Genomic DNA, 19,902 nt, shown 5'->3' with positions numbered 1-19,902 from the left:
AACAAAACGGTTCAGCGACGGACGAAGCCGCGTTACTCGAGCAGGCCGAGCTCCTCGAGGCGGGTAACGATCACATCGACGGCCTGACTGGCGTCTTCCACCTTCTTCCCGCCGGTGATAACCAGTTTCCCGGAGCCGAAGAGGAGGGCGACGACTTTCGGCTCATCGAGGCGATACACGAGTCCGGGGAATTGCTCCGGTTCGTACTCGATATTCTCGAGGCCCAGCCCGATGGCGATCGCGTTCAGGTTGAGGTTCCGGCCGAGATCAGCGCTGCTGACGATGTTTTGGACGATGATCTCGGGGTCCGCTTCGACCTGGATCTGGAGTTCGCGGAGTTCGTCGAAGACGATATTGAGACTCTCGTGGACGGCGTCAGTGCTTTTCGCGCCGGTACAGACAATCTTCCCCGAACGGAAGATCAGTGCGGCGGACTTGGGATTCTGGGTGCGGTAGACGAGACCGGGGAACTGCTCGGGGTCGTAGTCGGCCCCCTCGAGGTCCATTGCGACACTCTGGAGATCGAGTTCCTGCCCGATGCCGGTCGACGCCACTACGTTTTCGATGTTGATGGATTCCTTCGGGTCAGCCATAAGACGTTCAAAAAGATGTATTTAAAGCTTATAAACCTGCGTACTAGCTCTGGCCGGATTGGCATCCGCCTCGGAGTGTACGCTGAGGAATCCCACGGCACCGCATCGCTGGATTGGGAGAGTACGGTTTGGAGTCTGCCACTTGTTCCTGCGGTCGGAATCCGTGGGACACGTCGTGAAGGTGGACTTCAGTCAGATCATTACAATGGGATGTACTGTCGCGGAGTTCAATCCCAAACAGTACGGAGTCGAGTCTCGTGTGTGGAATTTCACGAATCCGGAAGGTAAAGACACGGAGACAGTTCGAGACGTCCGTGACGAAGTCCAAATGCGCGTCGAAGCATCGTTCAACGAAATCGAAGAGATAGTAGCTGACCAGACGAGTGTCAGGTTACTTCGCCAGCGAGTGTCTGACGCGATTTCTGAGTCCTTTTGTTCAAAGGTTAATATTAGTAAAGATTTTGTTGCTCCTGCAGCCGGGGGTATAGTCGCTGCTGACGGGTAGCCGAAGGATACCAATATCTGGCCTTGCTGAAATCCACAATCAGTGATAGTGTCAGCGATCATGGATACCACAAAGCGCGTATGTCTCTCCGAGATTACGAACGACCACACAGCATTATCCCGCTTGCTTCCCTAAGAAAAGGGGATGGCAGACACGGAAAACGGACGAAAGAAGCACGCAGACGACGAGAACCGACCCGAGGACGGAGTTCCGGACTCGCTTCCCGAATGCCACCGTCGCGACTGCACCGAGAGGGCGATATTTATTGTTCTCGAACGATATCAGGAAGAAACCGGGCATGGTGCCGTTGAGGCAGAGGCCGTTCTCTGTCAAGAGCATGCCGCCGAAGAGAGTCCCGCGAATCTTGATGGCAGTTACGCGGATTACGTGTTTCGTGTCGAGCCTCTCCAAGAGACGCTGGACATGGACACAGCATGATCAAACGGATGGAGTTCGATTCTGGCCACGGTGACGCCGTCAATTACTAAGCAGTTTCAGACAGGAGATTTACGCGCTTCACGCCGTCGGCTTCGATACGGTGACACTGGTCGACAGGGCTTGAGACCGACTCTTAATTGGCGATGGGAATCACCGATAAACGGAGATTTGACCCACGACTAACCTATCCTCCGAAACTGTGCTACCACACTGCCCCAGAATTATATATCGAAATATAATTTACAGATTGGTATCAACACCGTTCCGTGAGTTCAGGATATGTCAATCATCTAGTCGCGCCTGCTTCGTGTATTCGCCCATTCGATCTCACAGAGCGAACTCTATTGTCGGCCGGTCAACTGCCTCGGAACTTCAGATCGAGGCGGTTCACCTCCATTCTTTCCACGACGTACACCCTTTCTACTATCCAAGATACCTAAGCTATTGCACCTATTCATCCTATTGTATTCGTTTCATCAAGGCCGTCAACACCCTATTGAACCTAAGGGACCTATTCTTCACAGAAAAAGGTTGAGAGCCCCATTTTGCAAACCATTATCGCTCGAGATCCAGCGATCACTACGAGGACGGAGAAAACGTTCACAGATCAGCACCGAATCGATGAGGAATACGGCCACATCGAACTCACTGACTCCCCGACTGTCGTCGTTCCTCGAGGACGAGTTCGGCGATCCGTTCTGGCTGCTCGTTTGCGAGGCGGAGGACCGCATCGTGAATTTCGCGTGTCTCTTCGTCGAGCAGCCCGGCCTCGGCGAGTGTCGGAACGATCGTCATCCGAATCTCGTTTTCGAATTGGTTCACCGTCTCGGTGCGTGCGTAGAACGGCTTCTGTTTCACTTCACTGTACTCGAACGCCGGTCCCGTTTCTGCAGGCGATAGCGGTTCATCCGAGGTCGCGCCGGAGCTCTCTTCCTCCACGGGTGTCTCTGAAGCAGACTCCTCGTGTATACTCGAGGCGGAGGACTCCGTTACCGACGGTTGTTTGTCAGTTCGATTCGAGTCAGATCGTGACTCGGAGTCGTTCGGATCTTCCGACTCGGACGTGTCCATCTCGTCGTCTTTGAGATCGTCGAACGGATTACTCATCGTTCGACCCCTCCGACGGCAACTATTTCGGCAAGTTCCTCGTAAAAGTCGATCTGATCGTTGTCGGGGTCGTAATCCTGCAACGGTTGATTATGCTGCAGTGATCGCGACAGCGCCGATCGGTGACGGATACCGGGTTTTGGCGGAGCCATCTCGCCGGCGTCGATCGCGTCGAACTCGTCGGCCGTAATCCGAGCGAAGTTCGGGATCGCCTCCTGTAACGATTGTCCTGGATTTACCTCGTAGGTCGCAGTATTCAGGTTCTCGAGTAGTTCCCGATCTTCGGTCTGTTGGTCGATCCGATCGGACAGTTTGTTCGGAACGACAGCGAGGACGTCGACGTCGATGTACTCCCGGGCCGGTTCGATCAACCGTTCCATCGTTCGCTTGTAGCCACCGATCGCACTCGAGCCCGGTTCGATCGGGATCACGACGTTCCCCGTCGCAACGAGGGCGTTGTTATTGAGCATCCCCGGGTACGCCGGGCAGTCGAAAACGATGAAGTCGTACTCGTCACCGAGTAACGGATCGACGATCTTCGATTTGATCCGAGCCGATCCCTGCATCGCGCCCGCAAGGTCTTTTTCGACATCCTCGAGTGTGTTCGAAGACGGAAGGAGGTCGAAGCCGTAATCGGTCGATCGAATCAAGTCATGCGGTGTCGCGTTGCCCTCGAGAATGACGTCACCGAGATTGATCTCACCGTTGTATGCCGCTTCGAAACCGAGGCCGTTCGTTGCATGACCGTTCGGATCGAGATCAGCGTAGAGGGTTCGTCCACGCTCTACAAGCTGGCGCGCGAGATTCATCGAAGTTGTTGATTTGCCGACGCCACCTTTCAAAATAACCACGCTTACGGCACGTGACTCGGTCGTTGTATCGGACATTGTTGGATGTACCTGCCATAGGCGAGCCAGAATAGGCCCCTATTGTTCTGATATCTCCTATTTCAGCTGGTGAAGAATGCATTCCACCCCATCATATTAATTCTACCTACTCGAGGTACAATAGGAGGAGTAGCTACAATAGGTAAAATATGACCAATAGGGAAGGTAGTTCAGGCACCTATTGTAGGAGCCAACACCGATTGTCGAGGCCAACTCAAGAGACAGTAGATAGAGTAGGCACGCCAGATAGGATAGTACCACCACCTACAAAAGACACGATAGGCCCAATAGGTTCAATAGGTAGAATAGCCATAATAGATAGGATAGGCAAGATAGGTGTGATAGAACAAGTAGGTGTGGGAGGATAGGTGCCTATTGTTAGCTCGCCACCGATTATAGCTATTCCAGCTATCGAACGAACCACAGTAGAGGCACCTCAGATAGCCGACCGTCTCCAACAAACATAGTTGATCCATTATATTGCGCATATCTACTGTACACATTGCGACTATTGAACCACCACCACCTATCAAGCATATTGAGCCTATTGTAGCTACCCCACCTATTGTATCTCCAATAGCCAGCCAGTCGTGACGGATCACCGGTGGCATCGTCCCGGCCGAAGTCGGCACCGCTAGGCCTTCCAAACGACGATTCGAACAGCTCCGTCCATCAGAACTCGGTAGACGCACATCCACGCCAGCTGAGCCTCGATATCACGCTACTCGAGGGAAACCGTCGGAACACTCCCACCAGCGAATCGGGATTCGTCGAACGCCGCGAAAGCGTCACTGATGGTCTGGATACGTCCCACAGGTCAGGGGAAACAGTACTGGATATCGTTGTTCTCCGAGGAGTAACTGGAGTACGCTTTCAGGACAGATCCATTCGCTCAGGCGTCGTGATTTGTCGCTTACTCTCCTCATCCCTTTGATGACAAATCTCGGAATCAGTCGCTAGCTGACCATGAAAGTCTGAGAGTGGTAAGAAAGCAACAGTTCTCATTCAATCGTAAAAGCAGTTCCCCAGTCCTGTCTGCCTCGTGGCGGGAGACCTTCATCGACGAAGCGCTCGATAAGTTGGGCACGAATTTGACCGTAATCCAGTATATCACGAGGTTCGATGTACCCGTTCTCTTCAGAGAATACTCCAGTTCGTTCGCACTCTCCCTGCGGAAGCGATTCATTTCGCCATTGTATAGGGCCTCAACAATCTGCCTGCCATCCCCACTGCCTGACGCAGCAAGTTCATTCAGACCACTAATGAAAAGTACTATTTACAGCACCGGAAGCCTCGAGAACCTCCCCGATCCACAGGCTTGTCACGATCCACTCTCCAGGAATCGACGAACTCATTCAGCGCTGCAGCGTTCTCCCTGGTACCGGTAATTGGGTGGAATCGACTGCGAGGAGGTCTTCGTTGCCCTCACCAGAGAGCAGGGTGTTCGACCATCCCCAGTGTCCAATCCGACCGGGGAACTTCGGAGTAACCGATTCGATAAATTCCGAAACGCTATATATTCCAAGCCTCCTCGATTGCACAGTTTCGGAGGATGGAGTCGTAGCCCTCGGAATACTCTCTCTACTAAGAATGGCTGCGGGAGACGAAGAGAATGAAGGAAGTATAAACTCACCCTTGGCATTTGGCATCTACCTAATTCAGCGAGAGAGTCCCGCCGTAAACAGTAGACGCCGAACCTAATTTGCGGCGTTGCTGGTAGGGTGGCTATGGTCGAGACGACCGAAGCAAAACAGGTCTGTCGCGCAGCTTCTACCGTCGTGTATCCAGCGCTCGATTTCGACATCAAACCCAGTGGGCGCTATACGAGAGAGAACTTTCTGGAAGTCTCTCTCTCGTGCCGCCTTTGAACAAGAGTTCGCCAATACAGCTGGGAAAACCTGCCAGCTCAACCACGGCGAGCCAGTCGACGTGACGTCGACGGCTCGCAACGGACTCGCCAAATCACTGCTCTATCATCTTCGAAATCTGGAGACAGACGCCATCGATGACCAGTTCGATGGCGTCCGCGACGGTCTCTTCGAGATTCTCGGGAAACAACGACTCTTACCCGACTGTGTTGACGTTGCTATAGACCTCCACCAGTGGCGGTTTTACGGCGACGCAGACACCGACCATGTCCTGATCACCTATCCCGATCAGGGAACAAATCGAACGTACTGTTTTGCGACGATCTGTATCGTTGCACCAGGAACGCGGTTTACACTCGATGTACTGGCATTGGAGGCGAACGTCTTTCGCGCCAAGCGCGAAGCCGTTCGCTCGCTGCTCGAAACGGCACGAGAGTACGTCTCGGTCAGACACGTCTACCTCGATAGGGGCTTCTATCAGGTTCACGTCGTTACAGAACTCGAACAGCTTGACGTCGACTACATCGTCCGTGCACGCCCGAGTAAAGGAAAGAAAGACCGTCTCAGCGCCGGCGCTGAGACGGTCGTCGATGAGTATCTCATGCAACGAAAGCGTAACCCAACTGCTTCAGCTCCAGTAACTGTATTTGCCGTTCCACATCGATCAACCGAAGACGAGCACGTCTGGTTCGTGACGAACCTTGAACTCAGGACAGAGTCGGCGAGAGCGTACGCGGCGGCGTTCCGCCGCCGCTGGGGAATTGAAACCTCCTATCGCCAGATCGGTGATTTTCTCCCAAGAACGTCGTCGCCGACATTCTCGGTGCGGCTATTCTACTTCCTGTTCGCGGTTGCGATGTACAATCTGTGGATCCTCGCAAATGTGCTTGTCTCAGCTGGTGCTATACCAGAGAAACCGCCGATCTCGACGCGTCTCTTCCAGGAATTCGTCGTTGTGACTGACTACGGATAGCGGTTGATTGATCCGACCGAACTTATCGGTCAGCACGCCATAACTGAGTGGAAACGCTCAGAAACGCCGTGCTGGCGGCGTTTCTTCGCTCCTTCTATCTCTGTATCGCCGAGAGCATCGCAGCTTCACAATCCAAATCGCTTCATCAACTACGACTTCGCTCGGCCGTCGCGTCGAATCGGCAACTACTGTTCACGCCGGGGAGGATGTCATGCGTCCTCGACCGACGACGGGGCGTTCGAAGGCATGGCCCAAACGCTCTTCGAGCACGAACCGGTCGCAAGTACCGATGGCAAGGGTCATTGGATCGTCGTCTACGAAGGAACGACGTACGTCGCGATGCTCGATCTAGTCCAGTACGGAAGTCTGCGACGGGATATGCCGACATCGTCTAACCGACGGAGTCCGCGCCGAGTGCGACACGAACCAAGATCCAATCGGTGGCCGTCACGAGCAGTAAAGAAATAGAAGGCATACATCAATTCCATCCTCGAAAGTTGTGGAATCCCCCACTAGAGACGACAGAGAACACTTCGATAGAGGTGTGGTGATTACCGTACAGGATTGCAGTTTCTGAGAGATTCAATGGGTTATATACGGGATGATAAGTGAAAGAAGTCCTCCAAACGTCGTGTGGATACAACCCCAGAAATTCCGCACTAGACACTCCCTCTCGAGCGATTACATATCGATAGAGGTGTGTGGTGTCGTATCCAGACGGATGGTTCCCGGTAGTACCGGAGGCTCAGTTCTCGTTTCTAACCTGTGCTTTGACGACGGTCGAGACTTCGTCCCCGGAGACCATGTCGATACGCGAGTCCTCGCGAAGCGTTTCGAGGATCGTCTCGGGACGCTCGCCGAACTGGAACTCGAGGAACATCCCCGAACTCGGTCCATGGCTTCGTCGTTCGAAGTCGACGAGAGAGTATGTCGTCATCTCCTTCATCTTGTTAACGTAGGTCTCCTGGTGATATTGGTCGGCCTCGATCGCGTCAGTGAGGAACTGATACACCCGGTAGCCGGTCGTACTACGTGCGGATTCATCGTCCGTTTCGGCAGCGACAGCTGCCGTCGCATAGAGACAAAGCTTCTTCTGTGTGCTGATACCTCGAACGACTTCGAGGACGCGGTTTTTCTCGACTTTGTCCTGCGCCTCACGGACGTGCGCTTCACGAACACCTTCGTCACCTTCGCGTTCAGCGAGTTCACCGGCGACGCGCATGAGATCGATCGCTTTGCGAGCATCGCCGTGGGTCTGCGCTGCGAAGGCAGCCGCCAGCGGAATGACGTCCTCGTCAAGAACGTCGTCATAGAAGGCGTCCTGTCGACGACGAAGAATCGACTGCAACTGATTCGCATCGTAATCGTCAAAGTGGACGTCTTCGGGGGTAAAGGAGCTCAGAGCCCGACTCCCCACGGACTCCATCATCTTCGTATCGTTAGAGATCGCGACGACTGAGACGTGCGCAGTGAGTTCATTATTTGCACCGGCTCGAGACAGTTGATAGAGGAGGCGGGAGAACGCCGGCTCCTGTTTGTCCCGTCGACCGACGAGCATATCGAGTTCATCGAGGACGAACACTGCTGAATCGAAGTTCTTGTTGACGATCCGATAAAGTTCGTCCCACTTTTCCTTCGTCGCGACGCCGTGTTTCGGAACCTCGACCTCGACGAGAGCTTCATCCGCAGCGCGACTCGCTAGTTCGTAGACTGCAACGCCGAGGGTGTCGAGATCCTGGCAGTTGACTTCGATCGTCCCGAAGCGAATGTCACGTGATTCGCAGATCGCGCTAATGTTCTTGCAAACGGCTTTGGTGATGAGAGATTTACCGGTCCCCGAGGGACCATAGAGAAAGAGATTCGGCGGACGGTTGTCCCCGAGAGCGACGCGGAGCATCTTCGTAACCTCCTGGAGTTGTTCGTCGCGACCGACGATTCGATCCTCTTCGACGATGTGATTCGGATCGAGAAGCGACCGATCACGAATGAGTCCCTCTTGCTGATCGAACTCCAGCAACATATCCTCGATCGATTGTGAACCATTGGTCGACGGCGAGTTACTCGAGGATGAAGATATCTCAGGCGCTGAAGACTCGAATGAGGAAATGTCCTCCTCCATCGTTTCGTCCTTCGATGTCCCCGCCTCATCTCGAGGATCCTCGAAGTCATCCATACGGTGACCCATACAGGGTGGGACCAAAAGTGTTGCCCACCTTTGTCGATGTGTATTTCTCCGATTAGACGGATGATATCCGGCGATTTGACCCAGTTGAGACGGCGAGCCCTCAAGGTAGTAAAAACGGCCGACGATGTGTTATGAGAGAGGGGAGTGTTGAGACAGACACCCCTCTATCGATGTGTTCGACGCCTCGAAGGGGAGGGGGTCGATCGATGGGATTGAATGATCGAGAGCGATGGTATCGCTAGATCTCGCGGAAGAGAGTTGATTGGTTAGCAAATCGGTGTAATTCATTCCAATGTTTTTCTTTCTCTTCTTCTAGCTTTCTAGAACAACACTCACACACACCTCTATCGAAGTGTTCGATGTGTTCGACGCCTTGATCATGAGATTCATCAATTCTCTTCGAAAACAGTGACCAGTAAATAGCCCCTCTCAGTCCTTCTCTGTCCAATTTTCCACGGTTACCGGTCTCAACCCTTGGTTAGAAGCCTCGATTCTTCCAGTCACTCGTCGTTTTATCACTTCTATACCCACAGTGAGAACACATCGATAGAGGGGTGTCTGTGCCGCCTTATCCCTGAGTATCTCTCAGTCAGAATCTCTCAGTCAGATTGTTTCTCCCCTTCGGAGAAAACACCGTCCAAAGCAACTATCCGAGACACACTTCGATAACGGTGTGTGTCCTGGCAGCTGATCCCGCCTACTCTCGAAAATTGACCTCTGAGATGTATTTCACCGTTCGATCCGGTCTTCTCGAAGCAGTTCTTCGATGTGTAAGAGACCGTCTCTCAGAAACACATCGATAGAGGGGTGTCCGAACCCCCTTCTGTTTGAAGTTTCCTTTGCAAGAACGATGCAACTAGCCAATTGATTGTTGAGTCCGATCAGAGATAGTCTTCACTGCTGCTTGCCTTCGTCCCGCCGATCCAAAATATGTGGCACGGCGGTCTCAATCGCGTCGATGGCCGAGTCTTTCTCAGAGGTCTGGCGACGCTACTCGACAGCCACACGGCGACGCGATATGGTCCATCGGACCGCGTGTGTAGACCAGCATCACCGCTTTCCCACAATGCGGACACGACGGTAGCGACCAGTTTCCGTCCTCTTCTGACTGTTGCTTCTCGCTCATGGCCACCTCGAGCGGTGACTGTTGGAGTCGACGGCTACTTGAGTGCGATACAACTCTCGTGCGGGACGTTTATATCCCGCCAGAAGTAAGCGAAACATGGCTTTCAAATCCCAGGTAAGGGATTGGAAGCCACGCTTCGGGTGTCTCAGCACCCGGGGCATTTCAACGCATACCCCCGCGGCGACGTGGAGCGCAGCTTCCATTTTGATTGTGTATGGCTAGTCACTTATAGTATTGGGAGTAGTCCTTGTTAGAAATAGTGGGGCACCAATCTTGCTCGGCAATTTCTCGCTAGTGTTCTCGCCGTCGTACTACAATTATATGCGATCAAGCGGTCAGTGCCGGGGCTGACTGAATTCGAATACAGAGATGACTGTCTCATCACTGTCGCACTGACTGAGTTTAGCATCTAAGTACATTCCTGAGAGCGGCAGGTTGAACGAGACGGGCCAGATGCTGATCAAAATCAGCAAACGCAGCCGGAAACACGGACTTGAGATCTATGGTTTCTCCCAGTGCCCGGCCGATGTCACGATCGAGGAACTCAGCCACCGGCGTTTGCTACTTGCGGAGGTCGATCGCATCGAACGGATCGTAGACAGTGGTTACCCACTCGAGGAGTCGAGTCTCTAGCGGCTGTGTATGTACTGCCACGAAACAAAGACAGCAGACGAGAACAATACGATAACTCGAGAGCCTGCACTGACGTGACGTTGACGGACTATCTCGAGTCATAACAGACTCTCCCCCTCATTTTCAGAATAGAGTGGTTTCGAAAGAACACATATCGTATCGAAATGTATCCGCCGGGGTTCACAGCCAGAAAAGAACAGACTTTGAGCTCCATCTACCGGGTTCCTGAGTGGGCTATATACCGGTTTTAATGCATAAATTCAGTAGTTTACACTCGACACCCAGGGTGTGGGCCTTCTCTCTCACTTCTTTAGTTGGTGGAAGGTTTCATTCGACACCTGCGGTATACCAACAGTGTATCAGCTATTCCGATGACTTGAGGTAGTCCTCAAGCGTCACGTCCAGCGCGGTCTCTCGAGACATCTACTCCAGACTGACAGGTGACTCGTGTTGTGGGCTTTAATGTTGCTCAAGGGGCGTGGCGAGACGCCTGTGCGGACACGAAAGATTAGCGAACCCTACGAAGTGTTGTGTGACTGGGAAGGATGCGATCCGGTCTCAACTCGGGCTGTCTATAGTAGCCACTGAAAGTCATTGCACGCCTGATCGAACGGCAGCTGTACGATCAGTGTGTGAATCGTTTCAGTGGCTGCTATAGGAGTACCTTGCAGAACTCGAAACACTAGGGACACAATTCCGATTTTCGAAGTCGGTAATTGTAGACACACCCACCCCATCATGTCCAGTGTCTTTGCGCGCCAGTTTGATCGGAAAGCTGTTGTAGTCACTTCAACCTAAGAAATCCATCCACTCACTACTGTGCTAGCTACCGTTCGGACTAGTTTGTGGATAGACAACTTAAATTTTTCTAACGTTTAAAGTTCTTCATCAACGGAGTCCCCCTTGCTATTCCGGGAAGACACTGGACATAGTGGGGTGGGGGAGAGGGGTAGGAAACGGGACACTAGACACACTGGACACACTCGACGCGGTGGTTTTATGTTGGTTCCCAAACACGCTAAGGCAAGATCACTATGAGCTTGTTCCAGCCTGACACGGATATCTTTCAGGAGCGAGATGTCCTCCGGGAAGATTACCAACCAGAGGAGATTGTCGGTCGCGATGAAGAGCTACAGCAATATATTTCGGCCCTGCAGCCCGTCATCAACGGCGATCAGCCTGCGAATATCTTTCTCTATGGCAAAGCCGGCGTCGGGAAAACCGCCTGTACGCGCTATCTCCTTCGGGAACTCAAAGATGACGCGGCTAAATTCGATGTCGATCTCATGACTATCCGTACGAACTGCGAGGATCTGAGTACGAGCTATCAGGTCGCGATTCAACTGATCAACGATCTCCGCGACCCAGAGGATCATTTGAAGCCGACTGGATATCCCCGACGACAAGTAAACGAATGGCTTTGGGAGGAACTCGACGCGATCAGCAGCACCGTCATCATCGTATTCGACGAGATCGATCACATCGACGATGATTCAATTCTGTACCAGATCCCACGCGCTCGAGCCAACGGCAATCTGGAGGAATCAAAGGTCGGAATCATCGGTATCTCAAACGACTTCAAATTCCGCGAGTCGCTGAGTTCGAAAGTCCAGTCGAGCCTGTGCGAAAAAGAACTCCAGTTCCCTGCCTACAATGCGAATGAGCTCCGAGATATCCTTCGCCAACGCGCTGATATCGCGTTTTTCGACGATGTCGTGCCGCATGAAGTCATCGCGAAGTGTGCAGCGTTCGGCGCTAAAGACGCCGGAGACGCCCGACAAAGTCTGGATCTGCTTATGGAAGCAGGGGACGTGGCTGTTGAACAGGACGCCACGCGGGTAACCGTCGACCACGTTGACCAGGCTCGAGAGTCCCTCGAGCGGAGTCGAATCGTCGACGGCGTTGCTGGTCTCACCCAGCAGGGACATCTCGTGCTGTACGCCCTCCTGATGTTACACGAAGAGGGTGATACACCGATTCGGGCGCGTGACGTGCAGGATCGATACGAAATTATCTGTGGTCGAGCTGCAGTTGACCCGCTCGTTCCCCGACGGATGCGTGACCATCTTGGCGAGCTTTCGATGTTAGGGATTGCGAGTCGTACAGAGCGGAACAGAGGTGAATCGGGTGGTCGGTACTACGAGTATGCTCTCGACACAAATCCCGATCTCCTACTCGAAGCTCTCGACGAGACAGTGGACATGGTGGGGGTAACCGACGCCGTTCAGCAGCGTCTCGATCAGGACCTCTGACACTCGAAAGACACTGGACACAATGGGGTATATTCTGTTGCCTGCTGGTGATTTGGACACTGGACAGAGTGGGGTGTCCTGCTACTCTCGAGGAGTCTGAGACACTGGACAAACTGGGGTAGTCATCCGAGTACCGAAATGGCCGTAAAGACACTGGACACGATGGGGTGTCCTGCTACTCTTGAACTATCCGAGACACTGGACATAGCGGGGTAGGGTGCAGTTCGGTTCGCAGATTATGAGAAGACACTGGACACGAAGGGGTGTGGACACTCAATCAGGACTCGCCCACCTTTTCTCGGAGCTCGGCCGCTGCCCGCTCGAAGTGTTCCGCGAGGAACGGCGTTCCCGACGCCGCTCGCTCATCGAGGAATGCGACGGCGTCTGTGACCGTGTCGGCGTCGCGTTCCGTGGCCACGATACAGTCGACGTACCCGTCGAGTGCCTGTCTGAACGCACTCGAGAAGTGGTCGTATGCGCCGTCGACGCGCTCCATGTTGTCGTCAAGCGACTCGATAAGTGCCCGGTAGACGATCATCGCTGATCTGTACTGCTCCTGCTTGCGGTACTCGTTCGCGAGATCAAACCACTCCGTGAAGTCGATCGGCTCGAAAACGACGTCGTACTCAGGGTTCGTCTCCTCAAACCGCCGATCGATCGAGGTGCGAAGTTCGCTGACCGACCGCCTCGTTGACCCACCGGCATGGGCGAGAAATTGATCGCGGAGGTCCGCATCGATCACGAGTTCTTCACGCAGGAACGCGCGGAGCTCGTCGGCATCGGCACCGTTGAGTGCGGCATCGAGTCGATCGCCTTCGTCTGGGGGACGGTCGTCAACACACCGAAGCAACACGGCGACGACGTGCTTGCACGTTCCCGGCCCGTCGTATGGACAGTCGCACCACGGGGCAAACCTGTCGGCGGCGAGGTCAACACGGACATCGTACTGACGGCTGCCGCTCACGACGGCGGTTACGGTGGTGTCGACGCGGTGAATCTCATGAACACGGCCCTCAGAAAGGTATCGTTCGCCGCGCTCGAAGACCGCGTCCGTGCAGACATCCCGAACTATGTCCTCGGTTACGTCCATGTGCGTGGACGGTATTCCAGCGCGAGCGGGAAAAACCGGTGTGTCGATCTCGCTTTCGCTCCAGATCGGAACGCTCTCGCTCTGAGAGAAGCCGCGATACTGTTGTAGTACCGCATCAACAATACTACGGGCGCGACGGGATACCGCTACGTGTCTCAATGGTGAGATCCTTATAGACTTTCGCGGTAGTCATTTACGGTGGGTTTGACGCACTATTCAGCCGATCTAGGTCATCGTCCTCGTACGCTGCTCGCCACATCGCATGGACTGCACGAGTGACGAGTGACACCTCGGTCACGTCGATACAGGACGGTTCGGCTGTCGTCGTGGCGGCCTCGGAAGGAGGCTGGAAATGGATTTCGGGTGAGTGTGTATTCGGGTGGCGATCGAATCGCCAGTTGACGTCTTCGCTATCGACGTAATGAAACGAATACATCCCCAGTTCGCTCCACTGGATATCGAGTCGCGCAGCGTCGGCGCCTCCAAGACCGTCGCCGAGACTGATCTGCAGTTCCGTGGGTGCGACGACGTCATCGTACGAGGTTGCGTCGACTACCGGCTCAAGCTCGAGCCAGAGGTCACGAATCCGCTGGAGCGCCGGGAGATAGATCGGTCCGAACTCGCCGGGTCGGCCGTTCTCGCTCACACAGCGAGCTGGTGTCTGGCCTCGTCGTAGGCAAGTGCCGCGTGGGCGACGGCGAGGTTCTGCCGCGTCGTTCGCCACGCGGTGAGGTCGTCCCAGCCCTCCGTCTCGTCGGCGTCGAGTTGCTGGCTGAGCTCTTCGGGTGACACCACGTCGTAGCGGTCCTCATAGCGCCGGATCTCGACCTTCATTTCCTTGATGCTGTCGAGCAACTCCGGCCGATTGACTTCCTCACGAAGCTCGCGGATCCGGAATATCAAAACCCGGTCGCTGTTTCGCTTGTACAGCGTCGTTTGGCCGTCCTGCTCCGTCTCGGCGAAGTCCGTGTTCACGAGCGTCTTGCAGTGTCGACGTGCCGTCGGTTCGCTTACGAGGGCGCGGTCGTCGATCTCGGCTGCCGACTGCCCGTCGTGGGTTTGCTCAACGATTTCGCACACCCGCTCGAATGGCGTAGTATCCTCTTTCCAGTCCGCTTTGACCTGCTCGTTGATGTCGTCCCACGACTCGGTTATACTGGGTGCTACGCACCCCATGAACAAATAATTCCCTGAGGAAACTATTCCTTCCAACGGTGCTTGTACAGGTGCATTGTCAGGCTACCTGCACCTCTAACGTGTCTCGATGCGACCGGATGGTCGTTGCAGTGACGCTCGCCGCCGCAGCGCCTTCCGCCTGCGTCAGCCACCATCCTTCTTCGCGACCCGCCTTGTACAGACAGGCAGCTGCGAATCCAGATAGCTTGACGCCCGACACTGCTCCTGTCGATTCCGACTGTTCAGCCAACCGCCGAGCTCGCTGTCGGATGTACGCTGGAACATCGAGTTCTGATGCAAGCCGGGGGATGAATTCGCTAGGGCGAACGGGCTGGGTCGGCAGTCCGAATTCTGTATTCACCGTCTTGTACGCGTTCGTGATTCTCGCTTGTTCAACGCGTGCCGCGTCGACGACGTCGTCGAGTAACCGTGAGTGGCCGTTACAGCGACAGGCCCCGTAAACGCTTGCTGCCGCGATCGCCTCGATTGATCGGCCTCGAAGCAGACCTTCGGTTTGAGCGCTCCGAAACAGCTGACACGCCTGGTCACGGACCGAACCTGAAAGCTCAAGGACGCTTGCGATTCTTCGACCTTTACCTAAGCCGTGTGCGAGATTTCGCTCGGCTTTCGACTGGAACCGACCACGATTCTGTTCCCGCCGCATTCGACATAGCCGCTGGCGCTTTTGTCCAGAGAGTTCGTTCCCGTTCGCATCTTTCCCGCGACCGATCTCGGTCGAAAGCCCTCGGTCATGACGTGCCGCTGTAAGTGGAGCACCTGTCCGCTTTCGCTGGTCCTCGTCGTACGCTCGCCACTCTGGCCCCTGGTCTATTCGACTTTCCTCGATGACCAGGCCACAATCCTCACAGACCGTTTCGACCGAGTTCGTAGTTACACGTCCGTCGCATTCGGGGCATTGGTTGCTTGACTCTGTCTGGACATTTTCGTCGAAGCAAGTTCCGTAGATATCTCTAATTGTCATTGTGCTCACGATTACTGGAGACTCGCCATTACAGCGAGCCCCTCATTCATTGAGGGGCTAACAAACAATTCCAGACTATCACGCCATTTTCACAGGCCGAGTGAGAGGTTTACTAGCTCTCCTTTTACAGCTTCATTATGCGAAACAGTAGTATTTGCAAACACCAGATATTGACAACGGTACTGTGGACAACGGTTTTATCAGCAGACAGTCAACACACTGCTAACTTGCAACTGAAGGACCCTAAACATCTCGCGGATCATCCTGACTCAGCAGAGGAGGCCAAGAGACTGCTGAAAGATATCCGTGATAAAGAACTCAGAGTTGTTGAGGATAAATTTGAGCGTCGACAAAACCGAACACAGAGTTTCCACGATTATATTCAGCGACAGCTAGACCACCCTGCCCAGGTCCTCCCAGAGCTCATTCAGAATGCTGATGATGTCGAACCTTGTGACACGGTCCAGATTGAGTTAACGGACGATATGCTTCGAATCCGGAATAATGGGCGACCAGTGAAGACCGAGGAAGTGGATACACTTTGTGCAGCCGGTGAAAGTACAAAGCACGATCCCGAGTATATCGGTCATTTTGGACTTGGATTTAAGTCGGTTTTTAGCATCTCAGAAAATCCACGGATCCGATCTGGATACTTCCACTTTGAGTTCGATGCTGAGCAGCTGACCGTACCCAGAATCCTTGATGGTGCTGAGCCGATCAATGGCACTGAAATCGAACTCCCACTCAAGGACGATCTTTCCTCAAAGAAGCATGACGAGCTTCAAAATCGTCTGGATGAGGTTTATCGCCTTCTGACCTATCTCCGTAACATTTCCCAGATTGAGGTCACACAGGGAAACAGCACAACTGTCTATCATCGGGAATCGAAGTCTGATTCACCTGAGCGAATCATCTACAAGGATGATAGTATATTCGAGCGGCGTTTAGTCTTTAGGACGGATGATACCCCCTCTGGCGAAGCTTTTGAGCAGCTGGCTGAGGTCCGGCAGATAGACGATATAGAGACAATACGAGAGTCTCCGGTTTCAGTCACGGTCTCTTTTGAGGTTGATGACCAGCATCGTCCCCTCTCTGAGGCGGAGGAGTGCTATCTATTCAATTTCCTACCAACTGATGAACGTTCAGGATTCCCATTTGATATCCATGCGGATTTTCTATTGGAACCGAGCCGGAAAGCGCTAGCTTGGCGGGATGGTGCGTATAATCAGTGGCTGCTTTATCGTGTTGGAGATACGTTTCGGAAGATCGTTGAGCACTATCGGGATCTGAATGCTGAACGTGTCGGCCATCTCCGGCTGTTACCATCGCAAAAATATGGATTGGATCACACTTCTGCCGCAAAAGATGCGGTTGTGGAAGCGCTGAACGATGAGGATTCAATCCCGGGTCAGGATGGAGGATACCATCGGCCTGGGGCTATTGTCGTACCGACATACCACGTCGAAAATGTATTCACCAAGTCTGATGTGAAGCATCTTCTTGGAAGGGCTGTTGAATATCCTGCAGAATCGATGGACGAATCGTTGCTTTCCACACTACGTGGTCGTAGTATTATTGAGGAGGTTTCGGTCGAGAGTCTGTTGAAGCAAAGCGAAGATTCAGCTCGTGAAGACTTCTCTCGGGCAAGCACTGCTCATCTTCTTGTATTTGCTGCAGCTCTCTGGGAGTACTGGGATGATGAATACAGGAATCTTAGCACATTTAGTGATAAGACGGATGCTCGGAATGGCTTTGAGAGTGTCGTCAAAAAGACGCCATTAGTTCCGCTTGAAAGTGGTAAACGGATTGCTGTCTCTCTAGTTGAGGATAGTCCGTTACTGCCCCCAAAACGAGGTAGAGAGGAATATGATATATTTGAGGACGAGTTCCGATTAGTCCAGCTTGATGTTGCTTCGATACCTGAGGAGTACCCCGCAAAGCCATCAGAAATAGTTGAGGGAGCTCGCAAATTCTATTCTCAAGTCCTGGGGACTGAGACGATTGGCTCAGAGATCGTCTTGGAGGAAATTGTAGCCGACGCGTTTGATAGTGTAGAGAGCACCGATGACGCCACTTTGGATACTCACTTAGAGTACATTTTCTCAAATAAAAACCGGTGGGCTACTGCAAGGAAATATGTCGATCTGAAGTTCCGTGTTCGAGATGGTGCTGACGATACTGTCTATCGCAACCCGTCCAGATCCGATATTTTCTTACCTGATGGCTACTTCCGAGAGCAAGGCACCTCTTCAGATGGTGGATACAGTCTTGAGAGGGTACTTGATGGGTTAGATGCGACATTTATCTCAGAGGAGTATGTGTCGCTCACCGGTGAGAGCCAGCCCGAGAGATGGAAGGAATTCCTCATCAAGTGTGGTGTTTTTGAGCACCTTCCAGTCAAGGAGCTAGCCACAAGAGACCGGGCATTCTATACGCTCAAAGAGGAATTAGTTGAGTCGCTTTCTGATTTTGCTCAAGCCTCGACGAAAGCGGACTGGTCGATCCCAGATTCGCGGAAGAAGGGCGGTTCAAAAGACCAATGGTTTCCCCAGAACCGCCGATATTCTCTCTCTGACTATGTACCGTGTGACTGGTTCCGCGATGTGCTGAACCAATTTTCGGAGAACACGGATTCGGAACTTGACCGGGCAAAAGCATTTGACCAGATGCTACAGGAGTACTGGGGATACTACGAAGAAAAGCTCCACCGTCCCCTATACTCAGTACCTCACAAAGCATCGCCAGTTCACCTGACCTGAGTCACCTGTTCTGTTGTGATGAGTCGCCGATAGCGGTTGAACAACGCTGTTCGAAGGCGGAGCTGTCGCGTCGGCGGCTGACCGCCGCCGACAGCGACAGCGTAGCCACTCACAAGGCGGCGTTCCTGGTCGGTGACTACCGGTGGAACCGGTCGTCTGGTGGCCGGTTCGCGGGGACGGCCCGACGCACCGCGAGGGCCGTCCACGCAGCCCGTCGAACCATATTGATAAACTCCTTGTACGGCCACCACCAGAGGCGGCGCCCGCCTCGGCGGGGCGTCGCCACGTATTCGTGGTGGAGATACCGCCAGACGTTCTGCAACAGCAGACTTACTACGACGTACAGCAGTCTCACCGTCGCGTCTCGCGTTGTTGTCGTCGCTATCGTTTGCTCGGACAAGCGATAGCTCGACTCGATACCGAAGCGTTTCGAGTAATGGTATCGAGCGTCGCGTGGCGTGTCAATGAACGGTGCGTCAGCGGCGTAGCCGTGACGCGCCACGCCGTTCTCGTCGTACCGTCCGTTCAGGTACGTACAGTCGATGTAGACCGGAAACTCGACGGTCCAGCTGTGACCGTCGAGTTTCCCTGTCAGGTCGTGGTTGATGACGCGACTCCATCCTTCCGAGAGTTCCTGCTGAATCGTCTCACCCCACCGGATAATCGGGACAACGTAGGCGTAGTTGTGCGTCTGGAGTAACGTGAGACACTTGCTGTCGTAGAATCCGCGATCGAGGTAGACGGCCTTGACTTCGGTGTCAAGGCCGTCGAGGACGCCGAGGAACTCAGCGAGGACGCTGCTGGCGGTGTCGCCGTCTTCGAGACGGCGCACCGCCAGCGTGTAGCGTTTGTTCTTCACACGCGCGTAGAGTGTGGCGTAGGCGTGGAAGGCGGTGGTTCCGCGCTTGGCCTCGGAGTGGTAGAGGCCGTCTGTGTCGGCTTCGTCACCGTAGTAGGGTCGCAGGTGGAGGTCTGCGCAGACCTCCACCTGCTCGGGGAGCAATTCGACGACATCCTGCCGAAGGAGTGTGTTAGCCACTCGTTCGAGCCGTTCCGGCTCGAACTTCGTCCGCAGATGATAGAGAATCGTGTTCGCTGCGGGTGAGTTCTCGCTAGAGCCACATAACGTAGAGACCGAGGTCCCGTCGGCGCACGCGCCGACGAGGACCTCGTAGATGACCTCAGCATCTATTTCAGCGTTTTTCGAAAGGCCGAGCGAAACTTCCTCGTCAAGCCGGTTGACGAGAAAGTTAAGGAGTTCGTCTTCGTGGATTTCATTGTCTGCTTGTTGGGTCTTGAACACACCTTCAGCAAGCAGACGTTCTAAC

14 protein-coding genes are annotated in these 19,902 nt (G+C 53.9%); 5 read left to right on the top strand and 9 right to left on the bottom strand.

What is annotated here, in order from left to right:
* Nucleotides 1–32: 32 nt before the first annotated feature.
* On the bottom strand, nt 33–593 hold the full coding sequence (locus CP556_RS22710) for a TATA-box-binding protein (protein WP_098726710.1): 561 nt from the start codon (nt 591–593) through the stop codon (nt 33–35).
* A 649-nt stretch (nt 594–1,242) separates the two neighbouring features.
* On the opposite strand from CP556_RS22710, the gene CP556_RS22700 reads away from it, so the two are divergent.
* Nucleotides 1,243–1,536, top strand: coding sequence for a hypothetical protein (locus CP556_RS22700; RefSeq protein WP_098727883.1), 294 nt, complete (start codon nt 1,243–1,245; stop codon nt 1,534–1,536).
* A 645-nt stretch (nt 1,537–2,181) separates the two neighbouring features.
* On the opposite strand, the gene CP556_RS22695 is transcribed toward CP556_RS22700, so the two are convergent.
* Nucleotides 2,182–2,643, bottom strand: a complete 462-nt coding sequence (locus CP556_RS22695; RefSeq protein ID WP_098727882.1) for a DUF7970 domain-containing protein — start codon at nt 2,641–2,643, stop codon at nt 2,182–2,184.
* Nucleotides 2,640–3,530 carry a ParA family protein gene (locus CP556_RS22690; protein WP_176548319.1) on the bottom strand — a complete coding sequence of 297 codons (891 nt, stop codon included), beginning with the start codon at nt 3,528–3,530 and terminating at the stop codon, nt 2,640–2,642. The genes CP556_RS22695 and CP556_RS22690 overlap by 4 nt, the downstream gene beginning before the upstream one ends.
* Before the next feature lie 1,812 nt (nt 3,531–5,342).
* Between CP556_RS22690 and CP556_RS22685 the strand changes: the two genes are divergently transcribed.
* Complete coding sequence (locus CP556_RS22685) at nt 5,343–6,371, top strand: transposase (RefSeq protein WP_141551747.1); 1,029 nt, start codon at nt 5,343–5,345, stop codon at nt 6,369–6,371.
* Nucleotides 6,372–7,116: 745 nt separating this feature from the next.
* Here CP556_RS22685 and CP556_RS22675 read toward each other — a convergent pair.
* On the bottom strand, nt 7,117–8,544 hold the full coding sequence (locus CP556_RS22675; protein WP_098728253.1) for an orc1/cdc6 family replication initiation protein: 1,428 nt from the start codon (nt 8,542–8,544) through the stop codon (nt 7,117–7,119).
* 2,233 nt (nt 8,545–10,777) lie between these two features.
* Here CP556_RS22675 and CP556_RS22665 point away from each other — a divergent pair.
* Nucleotides 10,778–10,903 carry a hypothetical protein gene (locus CP556_RS22665; protein WP_098727878.1) on the top strand — a complete coding sequence of 42 codons (126 nt, stop codon included), beginning with the start codon at nt 10,778–10,780 and terminating at the stop codon, nt 10,901–10,903.
* A 446-nt stretch (nt 10,904–11,349) separates the two neighbouring features.
* On the top strand, nt 11,350–12,567 hold the full coding sequence (locus CP556_RS22660; protein WP_098727877.1) for an orc1/cdc6 family replication initiation protein: 1,218 nt from the start codon (nt 11,350–11,352) through the stop codon (nt 12,565–12,567).
* Between the two features lie 277 nt (nt 12,568–12,844).
* Here CP556_RS22660 and CP556_RS22655 read toward each other — a convergent pair whose 3' ends face one another.
* The 4 genes from CP556_RS22655 to CP556_RS22640 all read right to left on the bottom strand — a co-directional run bounded on the left by CP556_RS22655 (nt 12,845) and on the right by CP556_RS22640 (nt 15,815).
* On the bottom strand, nt 12,845–13,657 hold the full coding sequence (locus CP556_RS22655; protein WP_098727876.1) for an SWIM zinc finger family protein: 813 nt from the start codon (nt 13,655–13,657) through the stop codon (nt 12,845–12,847).
* A gap of 193 nt (nt 13,658–13,850) precedes the next feature.
* A complete protein-coding gene (locus CP556_RS22650) occupies nt 13,851–14,303 on the bottom strand; it encodes a toxin-antitoxin system TumE family protein (protein ID WP_098727875.1) in 453 nt (150 codons plus the stop codon).
* A complete protein-coding gene (locus CP556_RS22645) occupies nt 14,300–14,812 on the bottom strand; it encodes a winged helix-turn-helix domain-containing protein (protein ID WP_098728252.1) in 513 nt (170 codons plus the stop codon). Before CP556_RS22645 ends, CP556_RS22650 begins: the two co-directional genes overlap by 4 nt.
* Nucleotides 14,813–14,891: 79 nt before the next feature.
* Nucleotides 14,892–15,815, bottom strand: a complete 924-nt coding sequence (locus tag CP556_RS22640; protein ID WP_098727874.1) for a transcription initiation factor IIB — start codon at nt 15,813–15,815, stop codon at nt 14,892–14,894.
* A 227-nt stretch (nt 15,816–16,042) separates the two neighbouring features.
* Between CP556_RS22640 and CP556_RS22635 the strand changes: the two genes are divergently transcribed.
* Complete coding sequence (locus CP556_RS22635; protein WP_176548318.1) at nt 16,043–18,574, top strand: ATP-binding protein; 2,532 nt, start codon at nt 16,043–16,045, stop codon at nt 18,572–18,574.
* 136 nt (nt 18,575–18,710) lie between these two features.
* On the opposite strand, the gene CP556_RS22630 is transcribed toward CP556_RS22635, so the two are convergent.
* Nucleotides 18,711–19,877 (bottom strand): ISH3 family transposase, encoded by a 1,167-nt coding sequence (locus CP556_RS22630; protein ID WP_098725114.1) that lies wholly within the window; start codon nt 19,875–19,877, stop codon nt 18,711–18,713.
* Nucleotides 19,878–19,902: the final 25 nt, after the last annotated feature.

This window comes from Natrinema sp. CBA1119, assembly GCF_002572525.1.
In the GTDB taxonomy this organism is placed as follows: Archaea; Halobacteriota; Halobacteria; order Halobacteriales; family Natrialbaceae; genus Natrinema.
This window is presented reverse-complemented; position numbering and strand designations above follow the sequence as displayed.